Source organism: Streptomyces sp. TM32 (genome assembly GCF_004122755.1).
GTDB classification, from domain to species: Bacteria; Actinomycetota; Actinomycetes; order Streptomycetales; family Streptomycetaceae; genus Streptomyces; species Streptomyces sioyaensis.
Genome location: NZ_SDIG01000146.1, coordinates 1 through 17,257, shown reverse-complemented (window position 1 = coordinate 17,257; position 17,257 = coordinate 1). Strand labels below are relative to the sequence as shown.

Sequence of the window (17,257 nt, the reverse complement as noted above, 5' to 3'; positions counted from 1 at the left end):
CGTTGGTGGGGGTGTGGGGTGCGGCGGGCTCGTGGTCGGCGAAGTCGAGTGCCGGGGAGTCGAGTTCCGTTGAGTCGTCCCAGACGCATTCCGTTACGTCGTACGGGGTGGTTTCGAGGTGGAGGCCGGCGGGGGCGCCGCCGGCTTCGGTGACGGCCGTCAGGAAGGCTCGGACCTCGGTGCGGAGTGAGCGGACCGACCGGACCTTCGCGCCGGTCGGTGACTTGACGGTGTTGCCGTGCATCGGGTCGCACAGCCACACGACGGGGTGGCCGGCGCGGTGCACGGCGGAGACCAGGGGCGGGAGCGCGGCGGCGGCCGTCCGGGCGCCCATGCGGGCGATGAGCGTCAGCCGGCCGGGCTCGCGCCCCGGGTCGAGGCGGGAGCACAGGGCGAGCAGTTCGTCCGGCCGGGTGGTCGGGCCGACCTTGCAGGCGACGGGGTTGGCCACGTGCGCCAGCATCCTGGCGTGCGGGCCGTCCGGCTGCCGGGTCCGCTCGCCGATCCAGGGAAGGTGGGTGGAGGCCAGCAGGGTCCGGCCGGTCGGGGTGCGGCGCAGCAGCGGCAGCTCGTAAGCGAAGACGAGTGCCTCGTGGCTGGTCCACACCGGCGCGGCGGTGGACGGCGTCCCGGCGCTGGTGCGCTGCCGTAGGCAGGTGAGCGCCCGGGCCGCGGCGTGGTAGCAGTCCAGCATCCGCTGCGGGTCGGCCTGGCGCGCCGGTGGGGTGGGTTCGGGGGCGTTGACCAGATGGCCGCGGTAGACCGGCAGGGTCAGACCGGCGACGGTTTCGGTCGTGGCGCTGCGTGGTTTGGCGAACTGGCCGGCGATACGTCCGATGCGCACCACCGGCTTGCCGGTGCCGGCCGCCATCACCCCGGCGAGGGCGTCGAGCAGTCCCGCCTTGCGCCGGACCGCCGGCGGTGCGCACTCGGCCGGGTCCTCGGCACAGTCGCCCGCCTGGATCACCTGGTAGTGACCGGCCGCGGCCCCGGCGAGCAGGGTCCGCAGCAGCCGGACCTCCTCCCAGGTGACCAGGCCGGGCAGCCGGGCCAGTTCGGCGCCGACGGCCGCGGCCTGGACGGGATCGGGCCAGTCGGGCTGTTGTTCGGCCGAGCCGATGTCCCAGGGGCCGGGCTCGCCGCGTTCCACGAAGGCCCCTTCGGCGGGGAGGAGCGCGGGCTGTGCGGCGCCGGGTGAGAGGGGCACCCGGGTCATATGTGTCCTCCTTCAGTGCGGTGCTGACGGCGGGCGGGGCAACGGGGGCCGGGAGTGCGGTGCGTGCTGGCTCGCTTCATCGGACCGGTGACTCCCCGGCCGGCAGGCGGCGGGCCAGTGTCAGGCCGTCCGCGATCGGCAGCATGACCAGCTCGACGCGTGGGTCGCGGCGGGCGTGCGCGTTGAACTCGCGGATGGCCGCGGCCTTTTCGCCGGGCTGTTCCGCGATCACCTCGCCGCTGAAGAGGGTGTTGTCGACGAGGAGCAGCGCGCCGGGGCGCAGCCGTGGCACCAGTTCCTCCCAGTAACCGAGGTAGCCGGGCTTGTCGGCGTCGATGAACGCCAGGTCCAGGTGCGGCTCGGCGGGCAGCGCGCGGAGGGTGTCCAGGGCGGGGCCGAGCCGTAGCTCGATGCGGTCGCCGACCCCGTCGCGGGCCCAGAAGTCCTGGGCGAGAGCGGTCCATTCGGCGGAGACGTCACAGGTGATCAGCGAGCCGTCGGCGGGCAGGCCGCGGGCCAGGCAGAGCGAGGAGTAGCCGGTGAAGGTCCCGACCTCGACGATGCGGCGGGCGCCCAGGAGGCGCACCAGAAAGGTCAGCAGGGCGCCCTCCTCGGGCGCGACCACCATGTGTGCCTGGTCGGGGATCGCGGCACTGGTGCGCTCGATCACCTCGGCCAGGAGCGGGTCGGGCGTCATCCTGCCCTGGTCGAGGAGATAGCCGTGCAGCTCGGGGGTGAGCGTCAGGTTCCTGGGGGTCAGCGTGTCGTTCCGCAGCATGGGTTCTCCCGGTGGGTAGCGGCTGGACGGCGTGCGCGCCTCGGCGGGCGCAGGTCTCAGGCGGGCAGGTCTCGGCCGGGGCGCCGCCATGCGCGGTAGGCGTGGCGTACGGCCTCGGTGTCCACGGGGGCCCGGTCGAGGAAGGACCGGAGGTCGCCGGCGCAGTGCAGCTCGAAGCGGCGGCGCCGGGACGGCTGCCCGTGCTCCCGGACGAAGTACAGGACGGTCGAGCCGTCGGGGCCGCCCTCGTGGGGGTTGTGTCCGCCGCCCTCCCACAGCAGGCCGGCCTCGGAACGCCAGGCCGTGACGAGGCGTGCCAGCAGCGGCGGGCCCGGCCGGTCCACCACGAACGCGGTGTGGTCCTCAAAGCCGTGCGCGACTTCGGAGGCGGCGATCGACCGGTCGAACGTGCTGCTGTCGCGGGGGAAGAGGAACACCTCGACCGCCGGATGGCGCCGTCCGTCCGGCAATTCCAGCCGGAGCCGCGTGAGGTGGACGTCGCAGCGTGCCGGATCGAGACCGTGGCGTTCGCTCAGCCTGCGGCGCACCACCGTGCTGGGCACGCTGGGGAGTGGTGCCAGGCCGCGCTGTTCCAGATGACGCAGCCCCGCGGTGAGGGTCAGCGGAAACAGCAGTACGGCGCAGTGGTCGAACACGCAGTTCTGCTCGGTCAGGGACGTGGCCTCGCCCTCCGCCACGGCCGGTTCGAGAAGCGACGACACCGCGGCCGTCGAAGCGCGGCGGGCGTCGTGGATCGCGTCGTCGAGCCGCCGCAGATCGGTGCCGGAGAATGCGCTGCCCACCGACAATTCACTGTCCACGGACGGTAATTCACCGACGGAGCGCACTCTTTCATGTGTTGCGCGAGAAGCGCGGACTACGGACATCGATACCTCCTGTATCGGGGCCGTCGGAATTCTGTGGTGCTTTTCCGGCGCCCGGCAAGCCCTGAGGTGGCCGGGCGCGGCCACTTGGCGGGGGCCGCCTGGCTGAATTTCGGTTGACATGGCGTTTGACCAGGGAAAACGTCGCGGGTTCGGCCTTCTCGATGACTTTCATCGGAGTTACCGAATACTCCTGCCGGAACCTTTCGCGGCAACACTTTCAACCGGAGGTCGGGGCTTCGCTATTGAGTTTCCTTATGGACTCCCGGCGTGGCGGCACGCCCCTGGGGCGCCGGCCGTGCAGCGGCACCCGGCCGGGCCCTGTACGTGCGGGTGGCATCCATCGGCGCGACCGAACGACGGCGGAAAAATCAATCAACAGCGGCCGTCGCCACCTATCTTCGGTCGCGTTTCACCGCCCAGGTGATCAAGGGGCAGGGATTTCGTTATAGCGGCCGGTCCGGTGCACCGGATCAGGAGTTCTTATCGGTTTCCTCTGGACGTCTCGCTCGACGTCCGCCCAGAATCCATCCGGCAAGGAAAGGCAAGGAATACCTGTGGGTTCTGCCCGGAACGGAGGATTCTTCGTGAACGCTCTCCCCACGGAATCAACACCGGATTCTTTGACGTGCATTTCCACTTCCATGGCCGTGGCCCCGGGCACGGACCCGACCTCGTCTCCGGCCCAGGCCACGGCCCCGGTTGCGCCGCCGTCCGCGCCCCCGTTCACGTCCCCGTCCCCGTTCACGTTCACCGAAGCCCTTGAGCGTGCCGCGGCCCTCCGTACGGATCCCGCCGTAGGGGACGGCACCCGCCGGCGGACCTGGCACGACCTTCTGCTCCAGGCCGAACGGACCGCCGGCGCGCTGCTCCGGCGGGGATTGCGGTCCGGTGACGTACTGGCGGCACAGCTCCCGAATTCCTGGGAGCTGGTGGTGCTGCATGCGGCCACCGCCCGGCTCGGCGTGCTGCTGCTGCCGCTGCACTGCGCTTACGGTGCCCACGAGGTGCAGTCGCTGGTCACCCAGGCCGGGGCGGTCGCGCTGGTGGCGCAGGGTTCCTACCGTGGCCGGGACCGCGTCGGGGAGATCCGCGCCGTGCGCGATCGGTGCACGTCCCTGCGGCAGGTATGGGTCGTGGGCGGCGGGACGTCGGGGACCGGTGCGGGCGCGGGCGCCGATGCGGCACGCGCGGCGGGCGCCGAGCCGCTGCCGAACGCCGCGGAGTTGCTGGACGAGGCGCCGGGACCGGCCGGGGAGCTGCCGGAGCCGCCGCGGGACCCGGGCGCACCCCTGATGCTGCTCGCCTCCTCCGGGACCACCTCCCAGCGCCCGAAACTGTGTGTGCACAGCCACGGTGGCCTGCTGGGCAACGCGGCCGCCGTCTCGGCGGACGGTGGGCTGGGCCCCGCGGACACGATCGTCTCCGCGAGCCCGCTCAGCCATGCCTTCGGGCTGCTCTCGGTCCATCTGGCCCTGGTCGTCGGCGGCCGGGTCGGGCTGTTCGACGGGTGGGAGGCGCGGCGGTTCCTCGTCGCCCTGCGCGGCGCCTCGGCCACCACGGCGTTCCTGGTTCCGGCCCAGCTACGCGATGTGGTCGCCCTGTTGGCGGACGATCCGGAGGCCGGCGGTCCGCCCGTCGTCCTGCGGGAGGTACGCACCGGCGGCGCTCCGGTGCCCCGCGAGCTGGCCGAGGACGTGCGGCGGACGCTGGGCGCGCGGCTCGTCGTGCAGTGGGGGATGACGGAGATCGGCGCGGGCACCTTCACCCGCCCCGGCGACCCGCCCGAGGCGGCGTCCACCGTCGGACGGCCGGTGTCCGGCGGAAGGGTGCGGGTGGTGGGCCCCGAGGGCCACCGCGCCGGGCCGGGCGAGACCGGGGAACTCCAGTACCGCAGCCCCTATATGTTCCGCGGCTATCACGGCGCGCCGGAGCTGACCCGGGCCGCGCTCACCGCCGACGGCTGGCTGCGCACCGGTGACCTGGCCGCGCTCGCCCCGGACGGCTCGGTCAGCTACCGGGGGCGTGCCGACGCGCTCATCAACCGCGGCGGGCTGAAGTTCAGCGCCCTCGAAGTGGAGCAACTGCTGGACGATCTGCCGCAGTTGGCGCAGCACGCCGTCGTGGCGCGGCCCGATCCGCGCCTGGGCCAGCGCGCGTGTCTGCTGGCCGCGCTCCGCGACGGCGCCGGCCTGACGCTGGACGAGGTGACCGGGCATCTGTCCCGCAAGGGGCTGGCCACGTACAAGCTGCCCGAGGAGCTGGTCGTCGTGGACCGGCTGCCGACCACGGTCACCGGCAAGATCGCCCGCAGCCGGCTGAAGGCGATCCCGCTGCCGCCCCTCGACCCGCCGAGGCCGTCGGCGCCCGCGGCGCAGCCCGGTCCCGCGTCCCGGCCCGCGCCGGCACGCGAAGAGGCGGGACCGGTTCACGAAGCGGCGGACCGGCACGCGACGAAGCGGACCGGTGAGCGATGAACGGTGAACCACCCCTGTCAGCCACCGAGTTGCTGACGCAGCACCGCCTGGAAGGCGAGGAGGTTCGGGTTCGCGGAGTTGCGGTCCAGCCAGGTCATGGTCACCGTCGTGTGCAGTGTGGTGTCTCCGGCCTTCACGACGGCGACTTCGCCGCGGCTCGCCTGATCGCGCACCGCCACCAGCGGCAGCAGCGCGCAGCCCATCCCGGCCGCCACGCACGCGCCGAGGGTGCCGATGCTGGACACCTCCGCGACCGGCTCCTTCGCGGCCACCGCCCCGAAGGCGCTGTCGAACATCTCCCGGAAGCCGCATCCCCGCTCGGTGGCCAGGAAGGGTTCCCTGGCGAGCTCCTCCAGACCGGCCTCACCGCGCTCGGCGAGATGGTGCCCCGGCGGCACGATGACGGCCAGCGGCTCCTCGGCCAGCGTTTCGGCGCGCAGGCTCGCGTCGGCCGGCGGGGCGCCGAAGGTCAGGCACAGGTCCAAGTCACCGCGGCGCACCGCCTTGTAGAGCTCGCCGCGGTTGTCCTGCGCGACCCGCACCCGCGCGTGCGGATGCAGCGAGCGGTAGTGCGAGAGCACCCCCGGCAACAGGTGCTGGCAGACGGTTTCCAGTGCGCCGAAGGCGAGTTCCGCGCCGGGCCGGGCGACCGCCCAGCGCGCCTCCTCCAACAGCTTGAGAATCTTGTCCGTGTACTCCGACAGCGCCACGCCCTGCGGCGTCAGCCGCACCCGGCGCTGCGACCGGTCGAGCAGCTCGACACCCAGATCGCGCTCCAGCGCCTGAATTTGATCGCTGACGCTGGACTGTGCGTAGTGCAGCTCCTTGGCCGCTTGGGTGACGCTGAGCGTCCTGGCCACCGTTTCGAATGTCCGAAGATGCCGAAGCTCCACGACTTTACCGCCCCCCTGGCTGACCCATCGGCTGGGCCGATCGTACCCATAGGGCATCCCCGTCGTCACCACCCGCAATTCCCCTTCTGGTTCCGGTTGAATGGATTGTGCCGCCCTCAACTGCGGGGGCGGCGAATGGAAAGATTCCGAAAGGGAGCAGAAATCCTATGACGACGCAGGCGGAACGGGAACGGGATTCCGTTGGCGCACCAAAGAGAACCGGTAAGCCCTCGCGCACCTTATTGATCGGGCTTTCCCTCGGTTACTTCATGGTGCTGCTCGACATGACGATCGTCTCGGTGGCGCTGCCCGCGATCGCCGGTGACCTGCACATCGGCCTGAGCGGGCTCCAGTGGGTCACCAACGGGTACACCATCACCTTCGCCGCCCTGCTGCTCACCGCGGGCTGGCTGTCCGACCGCTTCGGCGGCCGCCGGGTCTTCCTCTGGGGTCTGGTGGCGTTCGGGGTGCTGTCCGGTGTCTCGGCCGTCGCCACGACGCTCGGCATGCTGGTCGTCCTGCGGCTGGCCCTGGGCGTCGCGGGCGCGCTGCTGCTGCCGTCCTCACTGGCCCTGATCGTCCACGCGTACACCGACCCTGCCGAGCGCGCCCGCGCGGTGGGAGCCTGGGCGGCGATCACGGGTGCGGCGCTCGCCGCCGGTCCGCTGGTGGGCGGGGTGCTCACCGACACGGTCGGCTGGCGCGCCATCTTCCTGATCAACGTGCCGCTGGCGCTGGTCAGTCTGGGCATCACCGCACGGCTGGCCCCCGAGACCGCGCGCAAGCAGCGCAGCGGCCTGGACCTGACCGGGCAGCTCAGCGCCGTCGTCGCACTGGCCGCGCTGGTGTACGCGCTGATCGAGGGCCCGGACAAGGGCTGGACGGGCGCCGGGGTACTCGGCGGCTTCGCGCTGGCGGTGGTCGCGGCGGCGGTCTTCCTCGTCGCCGAACTGCGCTCCGGCGACGCGGCGATGCTGCCGCTGCGGATGTTCCGCAGCCGCAGCTTCTCGGCCGCGCTGGTGGCCGGCCTGCTCGCCAACTTCGGGCTGTCCGGGCTGCTGTTCGCGCTGTCGCTGTTCTTCCAGGAAGGCCGCGGATACTCGTCGTTCGCCGCGGGCCTCGCCTTCCTGCCGCTGACCCTGCCCACCGCCTTCAACCCGATCTACACCGGGCGGCTGGTCGGCCGGATCGGGCCGCGGCGCCCGGCGACGCTCGGCTTCGTCCTCATGGGCACCGGAGCGCTGATCCAGGCACCGTTCACCGGGAACTCCGCCGGGGCGCTCGTCGCCACCGTGGTGGGCCTGCTGGCCTTCGGATTCGGTGTCTCGTTCGCCCTGCCCGCCCTGGTCGCCGGGGTCGCCGGCTCCGTACCGGCCGAGCTGGCCGGCATCGGGGCCGGAGCGCTCAACTCCGCCCGCCAGGTGGGCGCCTCACTCGGGGTCGCCGTCCTCGGCGTGATCCTCAACCTGTCCTCGTCCCACGCGACCGGCACCCGCTGGGCACTGGTCGTCGGCGGTCTGAGCCTGCTCGCGGGTGCGCTCATCGCCGGCACGGGGCTGCGCGGCCGGTCTCCCGCCACGGCTCGCTGACCCCTTCCCGACGGCGCGGCCCCGGTGCCGCCCTGCCCTTAGGAGGAGCATTGACCCTCACCTCACCGTCCGCCCGCCCGCTGGCCGGCCCGCCCGGCCCGCGTGTGGACGGGGTCGACCACTTGGCCTTCGTCACCTGGCAGCCGCGCGCGACCTGGGAGTTCTACACCCAGGTGCTGGGCATGCCGCTCGTGCACGCGATCACCGCGACCGGCTGGGTCACCGAGGACCATCCGGACTTCGTGCACTTCTTCTTCGACATGGGCAAGGGGAACCGGATCGCGTTCTTCTACTACTTCGGCCTGCCGGAGGAGGAGCCGCCGAGCGACCTCATGCACCGCTCCCGGCACGTCGCCTTCCATGTGGACACCGAGGAGGAGCTCCTGGCCTGGCGGGACCGGCTGAAGGCGCACGGGGTACGGGTCACCCCGCCGCTGCCGCACGAGCTGATCGAGTCGATCTACTTCGACGACCCCAACGGCATCCAGCTGGAGATCACCAGGCCGCTGCGGGCGATGTCGGGGGCCGACGCCCGGGACGCGGAGTTGACGCTCCGCGCGCTCGCCGACGTCGCCGCGTCGCCCCGTCCGTCCGCTCAGGCGCTGTGGCAGCGGAAGGCGGAGCTGGTGCGGAAGGCGGAGCCGGTACGGAAGGCCGCGCTGATACGGAACGACACGGAGGTGGCAGGGTCGTGACGCTCGCCCTGTATGTGCTCGCCGTGCCGGAGTTCGCCCCCGTCGTGCGGTCCGCCGAGGCCGCCGGGATGGATGTCCGCGCGGCCGGCGACTACCTGGAGCTGACCACCACGGCGCACGAGGTGGTGCTGCGCCGGGAGGTGACCGGGATGCGCACCGCGGTCTGGCACGCCGCACTGACCGGCGGCCTCGTGGGCCGCATCGTCTCCTTCACCCCGGACACGCTGCACCTCGCGAGGGAGGACGCATGAGCGCAACCACAGCCGGCCCGGCTTCCCGCCGTCCCGTGCTCGTCGTCGGCGCCGGTCCGGCCGGGCTGAGCGCCGCGCTGGCCCTGCGCGCGGCCGGCCTGCCCGCGGTGGTCCTGGAGAAGCGCACCCGGGACGCGGTCCGTCCGGGCAGCCGCGCCGCCTATCTGCACGGCACGTCGCTGCGCGCACTGGAGCGGCTCAGCCCCGGCCTCGGGCACGAGATCGCCGGCCGGGGTCTGATGTGGGCCACCAAGAGGTCGTACTGGGCGGGCGAGGAGATCTACACCCGGACCTACCCGCCGGCCGGCCGCGACGGGCTGCCGCCGTTCACCAGCCTTCCGCAGGTGCACACCGAGGACCTGATGGCCGCCGCCTGCCGGGAGGCCGGGGTGGAGTTCCACTGGGGAGTGGAGGTGCGGACCGCCGAGAGCACCCCGGAGGGGGTACGGCTCGTGGACTCCGCGGGCGGCGAGTGGACGGCGGATTACGTGATCGCGGCGGACGGGTCGCGGTCGGTGCTGCGGTCCGCCGCCGGCATCTCCCTGGAAGGGCCGCGCTCCCGCAACACCTTCGTAGTGGTGGACCTCGACGACGACCCCGCCCACCCGCTGCTCCTGGAACGGGTCTTCCACTACAAGCACCCGCGGGTCGGCGGCCGCAACGTCCTCCTGGTCCCGTTCGCGGGCGGCTGGCGGGTCGACCTCAACCTGCTTGTGCACGACGACCCGGACCGGTTCACCTCACCGGAGGGGCTGCGCCGCTGGATCCCCCGGGTGCTGCCCGCCTCGTACGGCGAGCGGGTGCGCTGGGTGTCGACCTACCGGTTCGCCCAGCAGGTGGCCGCCGAATTCGCCGACGCCCACCACAGGGTGCTGCTCACCGGTGAGGCCTCGCACCTGTTCGCCCCCTTCGGCGCCCGGGGCATGAACTCCAGCATCCCGGACGCGATCAGGGCGGTGCGGGCCGCGCAGGCGGCGCTGTCGGCCGGTACGTCCGGGGCTGCCGAGGCCGAGATCGTCCGGTTCGCCGACGAGCGGAAGGAGGCCGCCACGTACAACCGCGCCTGCGCGGGCGCCGCCTTGGAGCACATGCTGGCCCACCGCCCGTCGGTCTGGCTGCGCCGGCGGGCCGCCGCGGCCGTGGCCAGCACCGGTCGCAAGGCGGGAGCCTGGCTGGACTCCGCGCCGTACGGCCCGAAACTGGCGGCACCGAGGGCGGCCCGGAGCTCGTACTGAGGGGGCTGACGGGGCTGGTGGGCCGACCAGGCCGAGGCCCCGGGCCGATCGGGCTCACCTGCGACCCCCGGCTGGGCCGGGCGTCGCGGACCGGCGTAGCGGTCGGCCGGTGCGGCGATCAAGGAGGCGACAGCGGTACGTCCTTGAGCATCGCGCGGGCCGCCGCGCGCGCCGCGTCGACGACCGGTTCGCGCACCGAGGGCGAGAAGGCCAGATAGACGGGCAGCGGCTCCGGTGCGGGGCCGAGGGCGCCGAGCGGCGCGGGGCGCAGCGAGGGGTGGTTGTGGTGGGCGTTGGCGGGCAGCGCCGTATATGCCAGTCCCGCCTGGATGGAGGCCCGGACCGCCAGCGGGTCGGAGCACCGCGGGACGGAGTGCCAGGCGACGTCGCGCTCGGCGAGCGTCTCGATGATCCGGTCGCTCAAGGCCGAGCGCTCGCTGACCAGCGCCACCGGCAGCCGCTCCCCGGGAGCGGGCAGTGCCTGTCCGAACCAGGCCAGGCGCAGCCGCCCCAGGATCTCGCTGCGCGGAGTCCGTGTCCCCAGGAGAATCGCCGCCTCCAGTTCGCCCTGGGCGAGCTTGTCGGCGAGCACGGCGCTGAGGCCGGTCGCCATGGCACAGCGGAGCCGTGGCCGCTCCACCGCGAGTTGGGCGAGCATGGTCCGCAGCCCGTCGGCGAAATGGACCGAGCAGCCCATGCTGAATAATTCCTGGCTGCTGAACGCCGATATCTTGCTGAGTACCTCATTGTTGAGCAGGATGACGCGGCGGGCGTGCGCCATTACCTCGCGACCTGCGGGGGTGAGCTGCAAGGGACGCTTGGTGCGCTGGAACAGCGGCGCCTGGATAATCGTCTCCAGGCGCTTGATCTGCTGACTCACGGTCGGCTGCGTCACGTGAAGTGCCTGCGCGGCGCGGGCAAATCCATTCTCGTCGACCACGGCAATGAAAGTGCGCAGGAGTTTCACTTCGATATCACGCTGCAAAATCAACACTGTCTCACACCTGGTCCCGGTAGTCGTGACTGTGGAAGGGGCTGCGGGTGTGGGGGGAATGGGAGCGTTGGGGGTGCGCGTGATGGTGCGGGGTGTCGACGGACCTCCGGCGAGACACCCGGAAAGATCAACTCCGGATGCCGAAGCCTTCACTCCGGTCGGTTGAGCGGATCAATACTTACACGCATTTGCACGATCGGTCGGATACGGAAGGAAGGGTGACATGAACACACGGCCGTAATGCCCCTTTTGTTCGCCGGACTTGACCATTCCCATACCGACCCGGTGATTCCGGGAGCCCGGCGGCCGGCGCGGGACGAGGCGGCGCGGGCCAGGAGAGCCGAGTTGTCCACAGGGTCGCCGGCGACCCCCGCGAAGCTCGTAGGCTTTCGGAATGGCTCAGGCGGACGTGGAAGTGGTCGTGGACATGGATGTGGAAGGCGCTTCGGAGGCAAGCGAGGCGGTGCAGGTGCTGCGCCGTGTGTTCGGCTATGAGGCGTTCCGCGGCAGTCAGCAGGAGATCATCGAGCACGTCATAGGGGGCGGGGACGCGGTCGTCCTGATGCCGACCGGTGGCGGCAAATCGCTGTGTTACCAGATCCCCTCGCTGGTCAGGAGCGGTGTGGGAGTGGTGATCTCACCGCTGATCGCCTTGATGCAGGACCAGGTCGACGCCCTGCGCGCGCTCGGCGTGCGGGCCGGGTTCCTCAACTCGACCCAGGATCTGGAGGAGCGTCGGCTCGTCGAGGCGGAGTTCCTGGCCGGGGAGCTGGACCTGCTGTATCTGGCGCCCGAGCGGCTGCGGGTCGAGCAGACGCTCAACCTCCTGGACCGGGGCAAGATCTCGCTCTTCGCCATCGACGAGGCACACTGCGTCGCCCAGTGGGGCCACGACTTCCGGCCGGACTACCTGGCGCTGTCGATGCTGCACGAGCGCTGGCCCGATGTACCGCGGATCGCGCTGACCGCCACCGCGACCGAGGCCACCCACGCGGAGATCACCTCACGGCTGCAGATGGCGCAGGCCCGCCATTTCGTGGCGAGCTTCGACCGGCCGAACATCCAGTACCGGATCGCGACGAAGAGCGAGCCCAAGAAGCAGCTGCTGGAGCTGCTGCGGAGCGAGCATGCGGGGGACGCGGGCATCGTCTACTGCCTGTCGCGGGCCTCGGTGGAGAAGACCGCGCAGTTCCTGGTGGACAACGGCATCGCCGCGGTGCCGTATCACGCGGGGCTCGATGCCCGGACCCGCGCCGCGCACCAGTCCCGCTTCCTGCGCGAGGACGGGCTGGTCGTGGTCGCCACGATCGCGTTCGGGATGGGCATCGACAAGCCGGACGTACGGTTCGTGGCGCATCTGGACCTGCCGAAGTCGGTGGAGGGCTACTACCAGGAGACCGGGCGCGCCGGGCGGGACGGAGCGCCGTCGACGGCCTGGCTGGCGTACGGGCTGCAGGACGTGGTGCAACAGCGGAAGATGATCGACGGGTCCGAGGGGGACGAGGCGCACCGGCGGCGGCTGTCGGCCCATCTCGACTCGATGCTGGCGCTGTGCGAGACGGTGGAGTGCCGGCGGGTACGACTGCTGGCGTACTTCGGGCAGCAGAGCGCCGCCTGCGGCAACTGCGATACGTGCCTGGCCCCGCCGCAGACCTGGGACGGCACGGTCTCCGCGCAGAAGCTGCTGTCCACGGTCGTCCGGCTGAAGCGGGAGCGCGGGCAGAAGTTCGGCGCGGGCCAGATCATCGACATTCTGCTGGGGAAGAAGACCGCCAAGGTCATTCAGTTCGACCACGACGGCCTGAGCGTCTTCGGCGTGGGCGACGACCTCAAGGAAGCCGAATGGCGGGGCGTCGTACGGCAGTTGCTGGCCCAGGGACTGCTCGCCGTCGAGGGTGATTACGGCACGCTGGTGCTCACGGAGGCGAGCGGCGAGGTGCTGGGCGGCCGGCGCGAGGTGCCGATGCGGCGGGAACCGGAGAAGCCGACGCGGGTGGCCAGGGCGAAGTCGAAGGGCAAGCGCGCGGCGCCGGCCGATCTGCCGGCGGAAGCGCAGCCGGCCTTCGAGGCACTGCGCGGCTGGCGTGGCCGAACGGCCAAGGAGCAGGGCGTCCCCGCATACGTGATCTTCCATGACGCGACGCTGCGGGAGATCGCCACCCTCCGGCCCTCGACGACGGCCGAGCTGGGCACGGTCAACGGAGTCGGCGAGAACAAACTCGCCAAGTACGGCACGCAGATCCTGGACGTGCTGGCGGGACGGGATACCCAGGAGGGGACGGAGAGCGACCCCGCGGCCCCCGCCATGGCGTCCGGGACCGCCCGGCCCGCCGCGGCCGCCCCGGGCACCGCGTTCGACGACGGTCCCATGGCACCGGAGCCCGAGGACGAGGCACTCCCGGAGCCGCCCGACGACATCGACTGGTGAGGACGACCAGCGGCGGTGGCGCCCGCATACCGCCGCCTCATCCGACGACCGCCCCCTGAGGCAGGCGTAGGAGGGTGCGGGCGCCGCCGTCGGGGGCGTTGGTGAAGCGGACGTCGATGCCCAGGACCGCGGACTGGCCGACGGCGATGGTCAGGCCCAGCCCATGGCCCTTGCCGCGGCCGGGGGCGTCGGTGCTGAAGCGCTGCGGGCCGTGGTGCAGCAGGTCGGCCGGATAGCCGGGGCCGTGGTCGCGCACCTCGATGGTCGGCCGCCGGGCGGCCGCGGCGTCGACGGTGACGACGACCGGGGCCCGCCCGTGCCGGTGCGCATTGGTGACGAGGTTGGTGAGGATGCGGTCGAGGCGGCGCCGGTCGGTCTCGACGACCGCGTCGGCGGTGATCCGTACCTCGGTGTCGAGGCCGGTGGCGGCGACGCAGCGCCGGACCAGCTCCCCGAGGTCGTGCGCGGCGAGATCGGCGCGCTCGGTGCCGGAGTCGAGCCGGGAGATCTCCAGCAGATCCTCGGTGAGCCGGCGCAGCGCCCGCAGCCGGTCGTTGATCATCTCCTTGGGGCGGCCCTCCGGAAGCAGCTCGGCCGAGGCGAGGATGCCGGTCAGCGGCGTACGGAGCTCATGTGCGACATCGGCGGTGAAGCGCTGTTCGGCCTGGAGGCGGCTCTGCAGCGAGCCGGCCACCGAGTCCAGCGCCGCGGCCACCGCCGCCACCTCGTCCTGCCCCGCCGCGCCACCACCCGGCAGACCCGCACCGTCGCCGACCCGGGCATCCAGATCTCCGGCGGTGATACGGCGGGCGACCGCCGCGGTGGTGGCCAGCCGGCGGCTGATGCGGTGCGCCAGGAACAGTCCGGCGAGGGCGACGGTCGCGGCGGCGAGCACGGCCGAGCCGAGGATGGCGGTGTCGAAGTGGTCCAGGGAGCGGTGGACACTGCCGTACGGCCGCCAGGCGGCCATGACCTGGCCGTCGGCCGGCGCCGCGGCCCACATGACGGAGCGTCCGTGGTAGGTCCCGACCATGGTGCCGCGCTGGCCGGAGCGCGCCAACCGGCGTAGATCCGCGGGGAGTTCGGGCGGGTCGAGGAGGGAGTTGAGGCCCTCGCGGGAGGTGCCGTACTCGAACAGGTCCAGGGCGGTGTCCAGGTTCACGCGGGCCTCCTTGCGGACCTGGCCGACGGTCTGACGGGCCACCGCATTGTGGACGAGGACGCCGAGGACCGCGGCGACCGCGCAGCTCACCGCCATCACGGTCAGCGCGATCTGCCAGCGGAGGGAGACCGCCGGCGGCCTCACGGGCTGCCGCCGACCGCCCGCGGGGTCTGCGGGGTACGGGCGTCGTCGAGGGTGAGGTTCCACAGGTCCATCGCCCGGCCGTCCCAGACGTAGTCGGTGACGCTGACATAGCGCGGGTCCTTCGTGGGCTCGCGGATGGCGAGATGACCCGCCGCCAGCTCGACCCCGGCCAGTACCCCGCGCAGCACGAGCACCCGGGTCACCACCGTGTTCTGAACGCTGTAGACCCGCAGTTCGCTGGTGCGGGGGCCGAGGTCGACGGCCATCAGCAGATCCGGCTTCCCGTCGTCCGTGAGGTCGTGCAGCACGGGACGGCGTACGGCCCGCGGCGCGGGCGGGGTCCCGCCCTGCGCGGCGACGTCCGCATCGAGGACGGCGAGCGGGTTCGCGTCGGCCATGCTGCCGCCGGGGATCCGCGGGACGCCCGGCACGGGCACCAGCACCGCCGGGTTCTCGTTCCGGCTCGGCGGGGCGGGCGACGAGCCGGGCCACAGCACCAGCGGCGCGTCCACGTCCCTGGCACGCCCCTCGTCCTGCAGGCCCTCCAGGTTCGTACATCCGGTGAGGAGGACGAGTGCGGCGAGGGCGAGGGCGGCGAGCGAGGTCCGGACGGTGCCGGAGCGCGGGGGCCGGACAGTGTCGGAACGCGGGATCGGGGCGGTGCCGGAGCGCGGGAACGCTGCCGTGCGTGGTCGCCGCCGTCGCATCTCCTCGCCACCGCCTCTGCCGTCTCGCCGCTTCGCCGCCCTGCCGCACAGGGCAGTTGCCCGGCCGATCGCCGCACGAGCAATTCGGCAATTCATCGGATATGCGGACGTAGCTCTAGATCACGCTATCCAAGACAGCAAAGGTCGGAACCTCCAGCTCGACCATTACGTGGTTCCTCAGGGCTTTTACGGCCGTCGACTGGGCCATGTGGGCGATGCCGTCACAGGACCGATCCCAGAGATCCCGACGACTGTTACACAACGTACGGATTGCCGTTAAGGACGCTCCGTAACGTGCCTCCTGTACCTGCCGCTAGGACGGCCCGAGCCGCCCATACGAGGAGTAGCCATGCGGGCCCAGCACCGCTCCGTGATCCGTACCGCCGCCGTCGCGACCGGCGCGCTGGCCGCCCTGCTGCTTCCCGCGGGCGCCGCCTTCGCCGCCGACTCCACCGCGCCCACGGAGAGCCGGACATCGATCATGCTGCCCGACAACGGGCTGGCCGGACTGGCCGAGAAGGCCGGCCACCTGCCCAAGGCGGGGCTGGTCGCCGGTGTGGGTGCGCTGGGCGTGGCCGGTGCCGCCACCGCCGTGCACCGTCGGCGCAACGCAACCCGGGGCCGACAGGCCTGAGCCGGGACCGGCAGCCCTGAGCCGGCAGGCCCTGACCCAGCAGGCCTGACCCGCCGCCGCACCGAAGCGCGCGTCCGCGCACTGCTCCTGCTACTCCTCCCCCACCAGGCGCTGCACCTCCTCGTACCCCATCACCTCGCCGCCCACCGCGTCCGCCGGGCGCTGGGCCGTACGGATGGCGTCCGCCGCCGTGAGGGTGGCCTCCAGGGCCGTACGGAAGAGCAGCGAGCCGGTGCTGATGCGGCGCACGCCGAGCTCCGCCAGACGGCTGACGGTGTGCCGCCCGGGCGCGAAGAGAATGTTCAGCGGGGCGGGGATCTCGGCGGCCAGGACCGACACGTCCTCGTCGGCGGTGACCCCCGGCACGAAGACGCCGTCCGCACCCGCCGCCAGATAGGTCTCGGCGCGGGAGAGCGTCACCGACAGCGGCGGCGGGGCGTCCTCCAGCCAGTGGGTGTCGACCCGGGCATTGAGGAACAGGCTCGGCGCACGCTCCTTCACCGCGCTGATCAACTCTGCCTGACGGACCGGATCCTGCAGCCCCTGGCCGCCGGGCAGCCCGTCCTCCAGGTTCAGCCCCGCGGCCCCGGCGTCCGCCAACTCGGCCACCAGATCCCGCACTTGGCCGATGTCACCGCCGAACCCCCCTTCGATGTCGACCGTGTACGGGCAGGGCAGCCGGCCCGCGAGCCGCCGCGCCAGGGCCAGCGTCGCGTCCCGGACCTCCGGGCGGCCGTGCCCGTCCGGACAGCCCTGAGCCGCGGCGATGCCCAGGCTCGTGGTGCCGATCGCCGCATACCCGGCCCCGGCGAGCGCGAGGGCCGAGGGGACATCCCAGGCGTTGGGCAGCAGCAGCGGCTGATCGGCGTGGTGCAGCGCATGGAAGTGGAAGGTGGCGTACTCCGGGGAGGTGCTCATACGGGCACCGTAGGCCGGACTCCCTCGGGTAGGCATCGAAGACTCGCGGCGGACAACGGAGTGATGACCACTCCGGCGTACAGCGCCGCACCCGCCAGGCCGACCGCGCCGCGCTCACACCGCCGGCCGCGCCGCTCCCGGACAGGCTTCCCCGGACCGCCTCCGCGGCGCGGGCCCACCGGCGCCCCCGGGCCCCCGATCCGCCCGGCCCATGCACCGGACGCCGCGCCCAGCGCACCCACACCGGCGACC

15 protein-coding genes are annotated in these 17,257 nt (G+C 72.3%); 7 read left to right on the top strand and 8 right to left on the bottom strand.

Features of this window, described 5'->3' with window-relative positions; translation table 11 throughout:
- From EST92_RS25125 to EST92_RS25115, 3 genes are all read right to left on the bottom strand, one after another.
- The coding region (locus EST92_RS25125) for a 3-deoxy-7-phosphoheptulonate synthase (protein WP_254069001.1) at positions 1-1,216 on the bottom strand (1,216 nt) is incomplete at its 3' end.
- Between the two features lie 76 nt (positions 1,217-1,292).
- Positions 1,293-1,994, bottom strand: a complete 702-nt coding sequence (locus tag EST92_RS25120; protein WP_129283069.1) for a class I SAM-dependent methyltransferase — start codon at positions 1,992-1,994, stop codon at positions 1,293-1,295.
- Between the two features lie 56 nt (positions 1,995-2,050).
- Positions 2,051-2,815, bottom strand: a complete 765-nt coding sequence (locus EST92_RS25115) for a hypothetical protein (RefSeq protein ID WP_129283068.1) — start codon at positions 2,813-2,815, stop codon at positions 2,051-2,053.
- Between the two features lie 707 nt (positions 2,816-3,522).
- Here EST92_RS25115 and EST92_RS25110 point away from each other — a divergent pair.
- The gene (locus EST92_RS25110) at positions 3,523-5,355 is read left to right on the top strand and encodes an AMP-binding protein (RefSeq protein WP_129283067.1); all 1,833 of its coding nucleotides are present in this window, start codon (positions 3,523-3,525) and stop codon (positions 5,353-5,355) included.
- A 17-nt stretch (positions 5,356-5,372) separates the two neighbouring features.
- Here EST92_RS25110 and EST92_RS25105 read toward each other — a convergent pair whose 3' ends face one another.
- Positions 5,373-6,305: a LysR family transcriptional regulator gene (locus EST92_RS25105; protein WP_275540899.1), complete on the bottom strand. Its 933-nt coding sequence runs from the start codon at positions 6,303-6,305 to the stop codon at positions 5,373-5,375.
- Positions 6,306-6,415: 110 nt separating this feature from the next.
- On the opposite strand from EST92_RS25105, the gene EST92_RS25100 reads away from it, so the two are divergent.
- From EST92_RS25100 to EST92_RS25085, 4 genes are read left to right on the top strand one after another with little or no spacing between them, the layout of a single operon-like run.
- Entirely contained in the window at positions 6,416-7,837 is a 1,422-nt protein-coding gene (locus EST92_RS25100) for a DHA2 family efflux MFS transporter permease subunit (RefSeq protein ID WP_275540898.1), read from the top strand.
- A gap of 50 nt (positions 7,838-7,887) precedes the next feature.
- Positions 7,888-8,532, top strand: a complete 645-nt coding sequence (locus EST92_RS25095; RefSeq protein WP_216849127.1) for a VOC family protein — start codon at positions 7,888-7,890, stop codon at positions 8,530-8,532.
- Positions 8,529-8,783: a hypothetical protein gene (locus tag EST92_RS25090; RefSeq protein ID WP_129283064.1), complete on the top strand. Its 255-nt coding sequence runs from the start codon at positions 8,529-8,531 to the stop codon at positions 8,781-8,783. The genes EST92_RS25095 and EST92_RS25090 overlap by 4 nt, the downstream gene beginning before the upstream one ends.
- Positions 8,780-10,018 carry an FAD-dependent monooxygenase gene (locus EST92_RS25085; RefSeq protein ID WP_129283063.1) on the top strand — a complete coding sequence of 413 codons (1,239 nt, stop codon included), beginning with the start codon at positions 8,780-8,782 and terminating at the stop codon, positions 10,016-10,018. Before EST92_RS25090 ends, EST92_RS25085 begins: the two co-directional genes overlap by 4 nt.
- A 118-nt stretch (positions 10,019-10,136) precedes the next feature.
- On the opposite strand, the gene EST92_RS25080 is transcribed toward EST92_RS25085, so the two are convergent.
- On the bottom strand, positions 10,137-10,985 hold the full coding sequence (locus tag EST92_RS25080; RefSeq protein ID WP_275540900.1) for a LysR family transcriptional regulator: 849 nt from the start codon (positions 10,983-10,985) through the stop codon (positions 10,137-10,139).
- 421 nt (positions 10,986-11,406) lie between these two features.
- Between EST92_RS25080 and recQ the strand changes: the two genes are divergently transcribed.
- Complete coding sequence (recQ, locus tag EST92_RS25075) at positions 11,407-13,440, top strand: DNA helicase RecQ (RefSeq protein ID WP_174244126.1); 2,034 nt, start codon at positions 11,407-11,409, stop codon at positions 13,438-13,440.
- Positions 13,441-13,477: 37 nt separating this feature from the next.
- Here the strand turns inward: recQ and EST92_RS25070 are convergent, their stop codons facing one another.
- Both EST92_RS25070 and EST92_RS25065 read right to left on the bottom strand, forming a co-directional pair.
- Positions 13,478-14,746: a HAMP domain-containing sensor histidine kinase gene (locus EST92_RS25070; protein WP_129283061.1), complete on the bottom strand. Its 1,269-nt coding sequence runs from the start codon at positions 14,744-14,746 to the stop codon at positions 13,478-13,480.
- Positions 14,743-15,453 (bottom strand): hypothetical protein, encoded by a 711-nt coding sequence (locus EST92_RS25065; RefSeq protein WP_129283060.1) that lies wholly within the window; start codon positions 15,451-15,453, stop codon positions 14,743-14,745. The genes EST92_RS25070 and EST92_RS25065 overlap by 4 nt, the downstream gene beginning before the upstream one ends.
- 349 nt (positions 15,454-15,802) lie before the next feature.
- Here EST92_RS25065 and EST92_RS25060 point away from each other — a divergent pair, with 349 nt between their 5' ends.
- A complete protein-coding gene (locus EST92_RS25060) occupies positions 15,803-16,087 on the top strand; it encodes a hypothetical protein (protein WP_129283059.1) in 285 nt (94 codons plus the stop codon).
- A 90-nt stretch (positions 16,088-16,177) separates the two neighbouring features.
- On the opposite strand, the gene EST92_RS25055 is transcribed toward EST92_RS25060, so the two are convergent.
- Positions 16,178-17,005: an isocitrate lyase/phosphoenolpyruvate mutase family protein gene (locus EST92_RS25055; protein ID WP_129283058.1), complete on the bottom strand. Its 828-nt coding sequence runs from the start codon at positions 17,003-17,005 to the stop codon at positions 16,178-16,180.
- Positions 17,006-17,257: the final 252 nt, after the last annotated feature.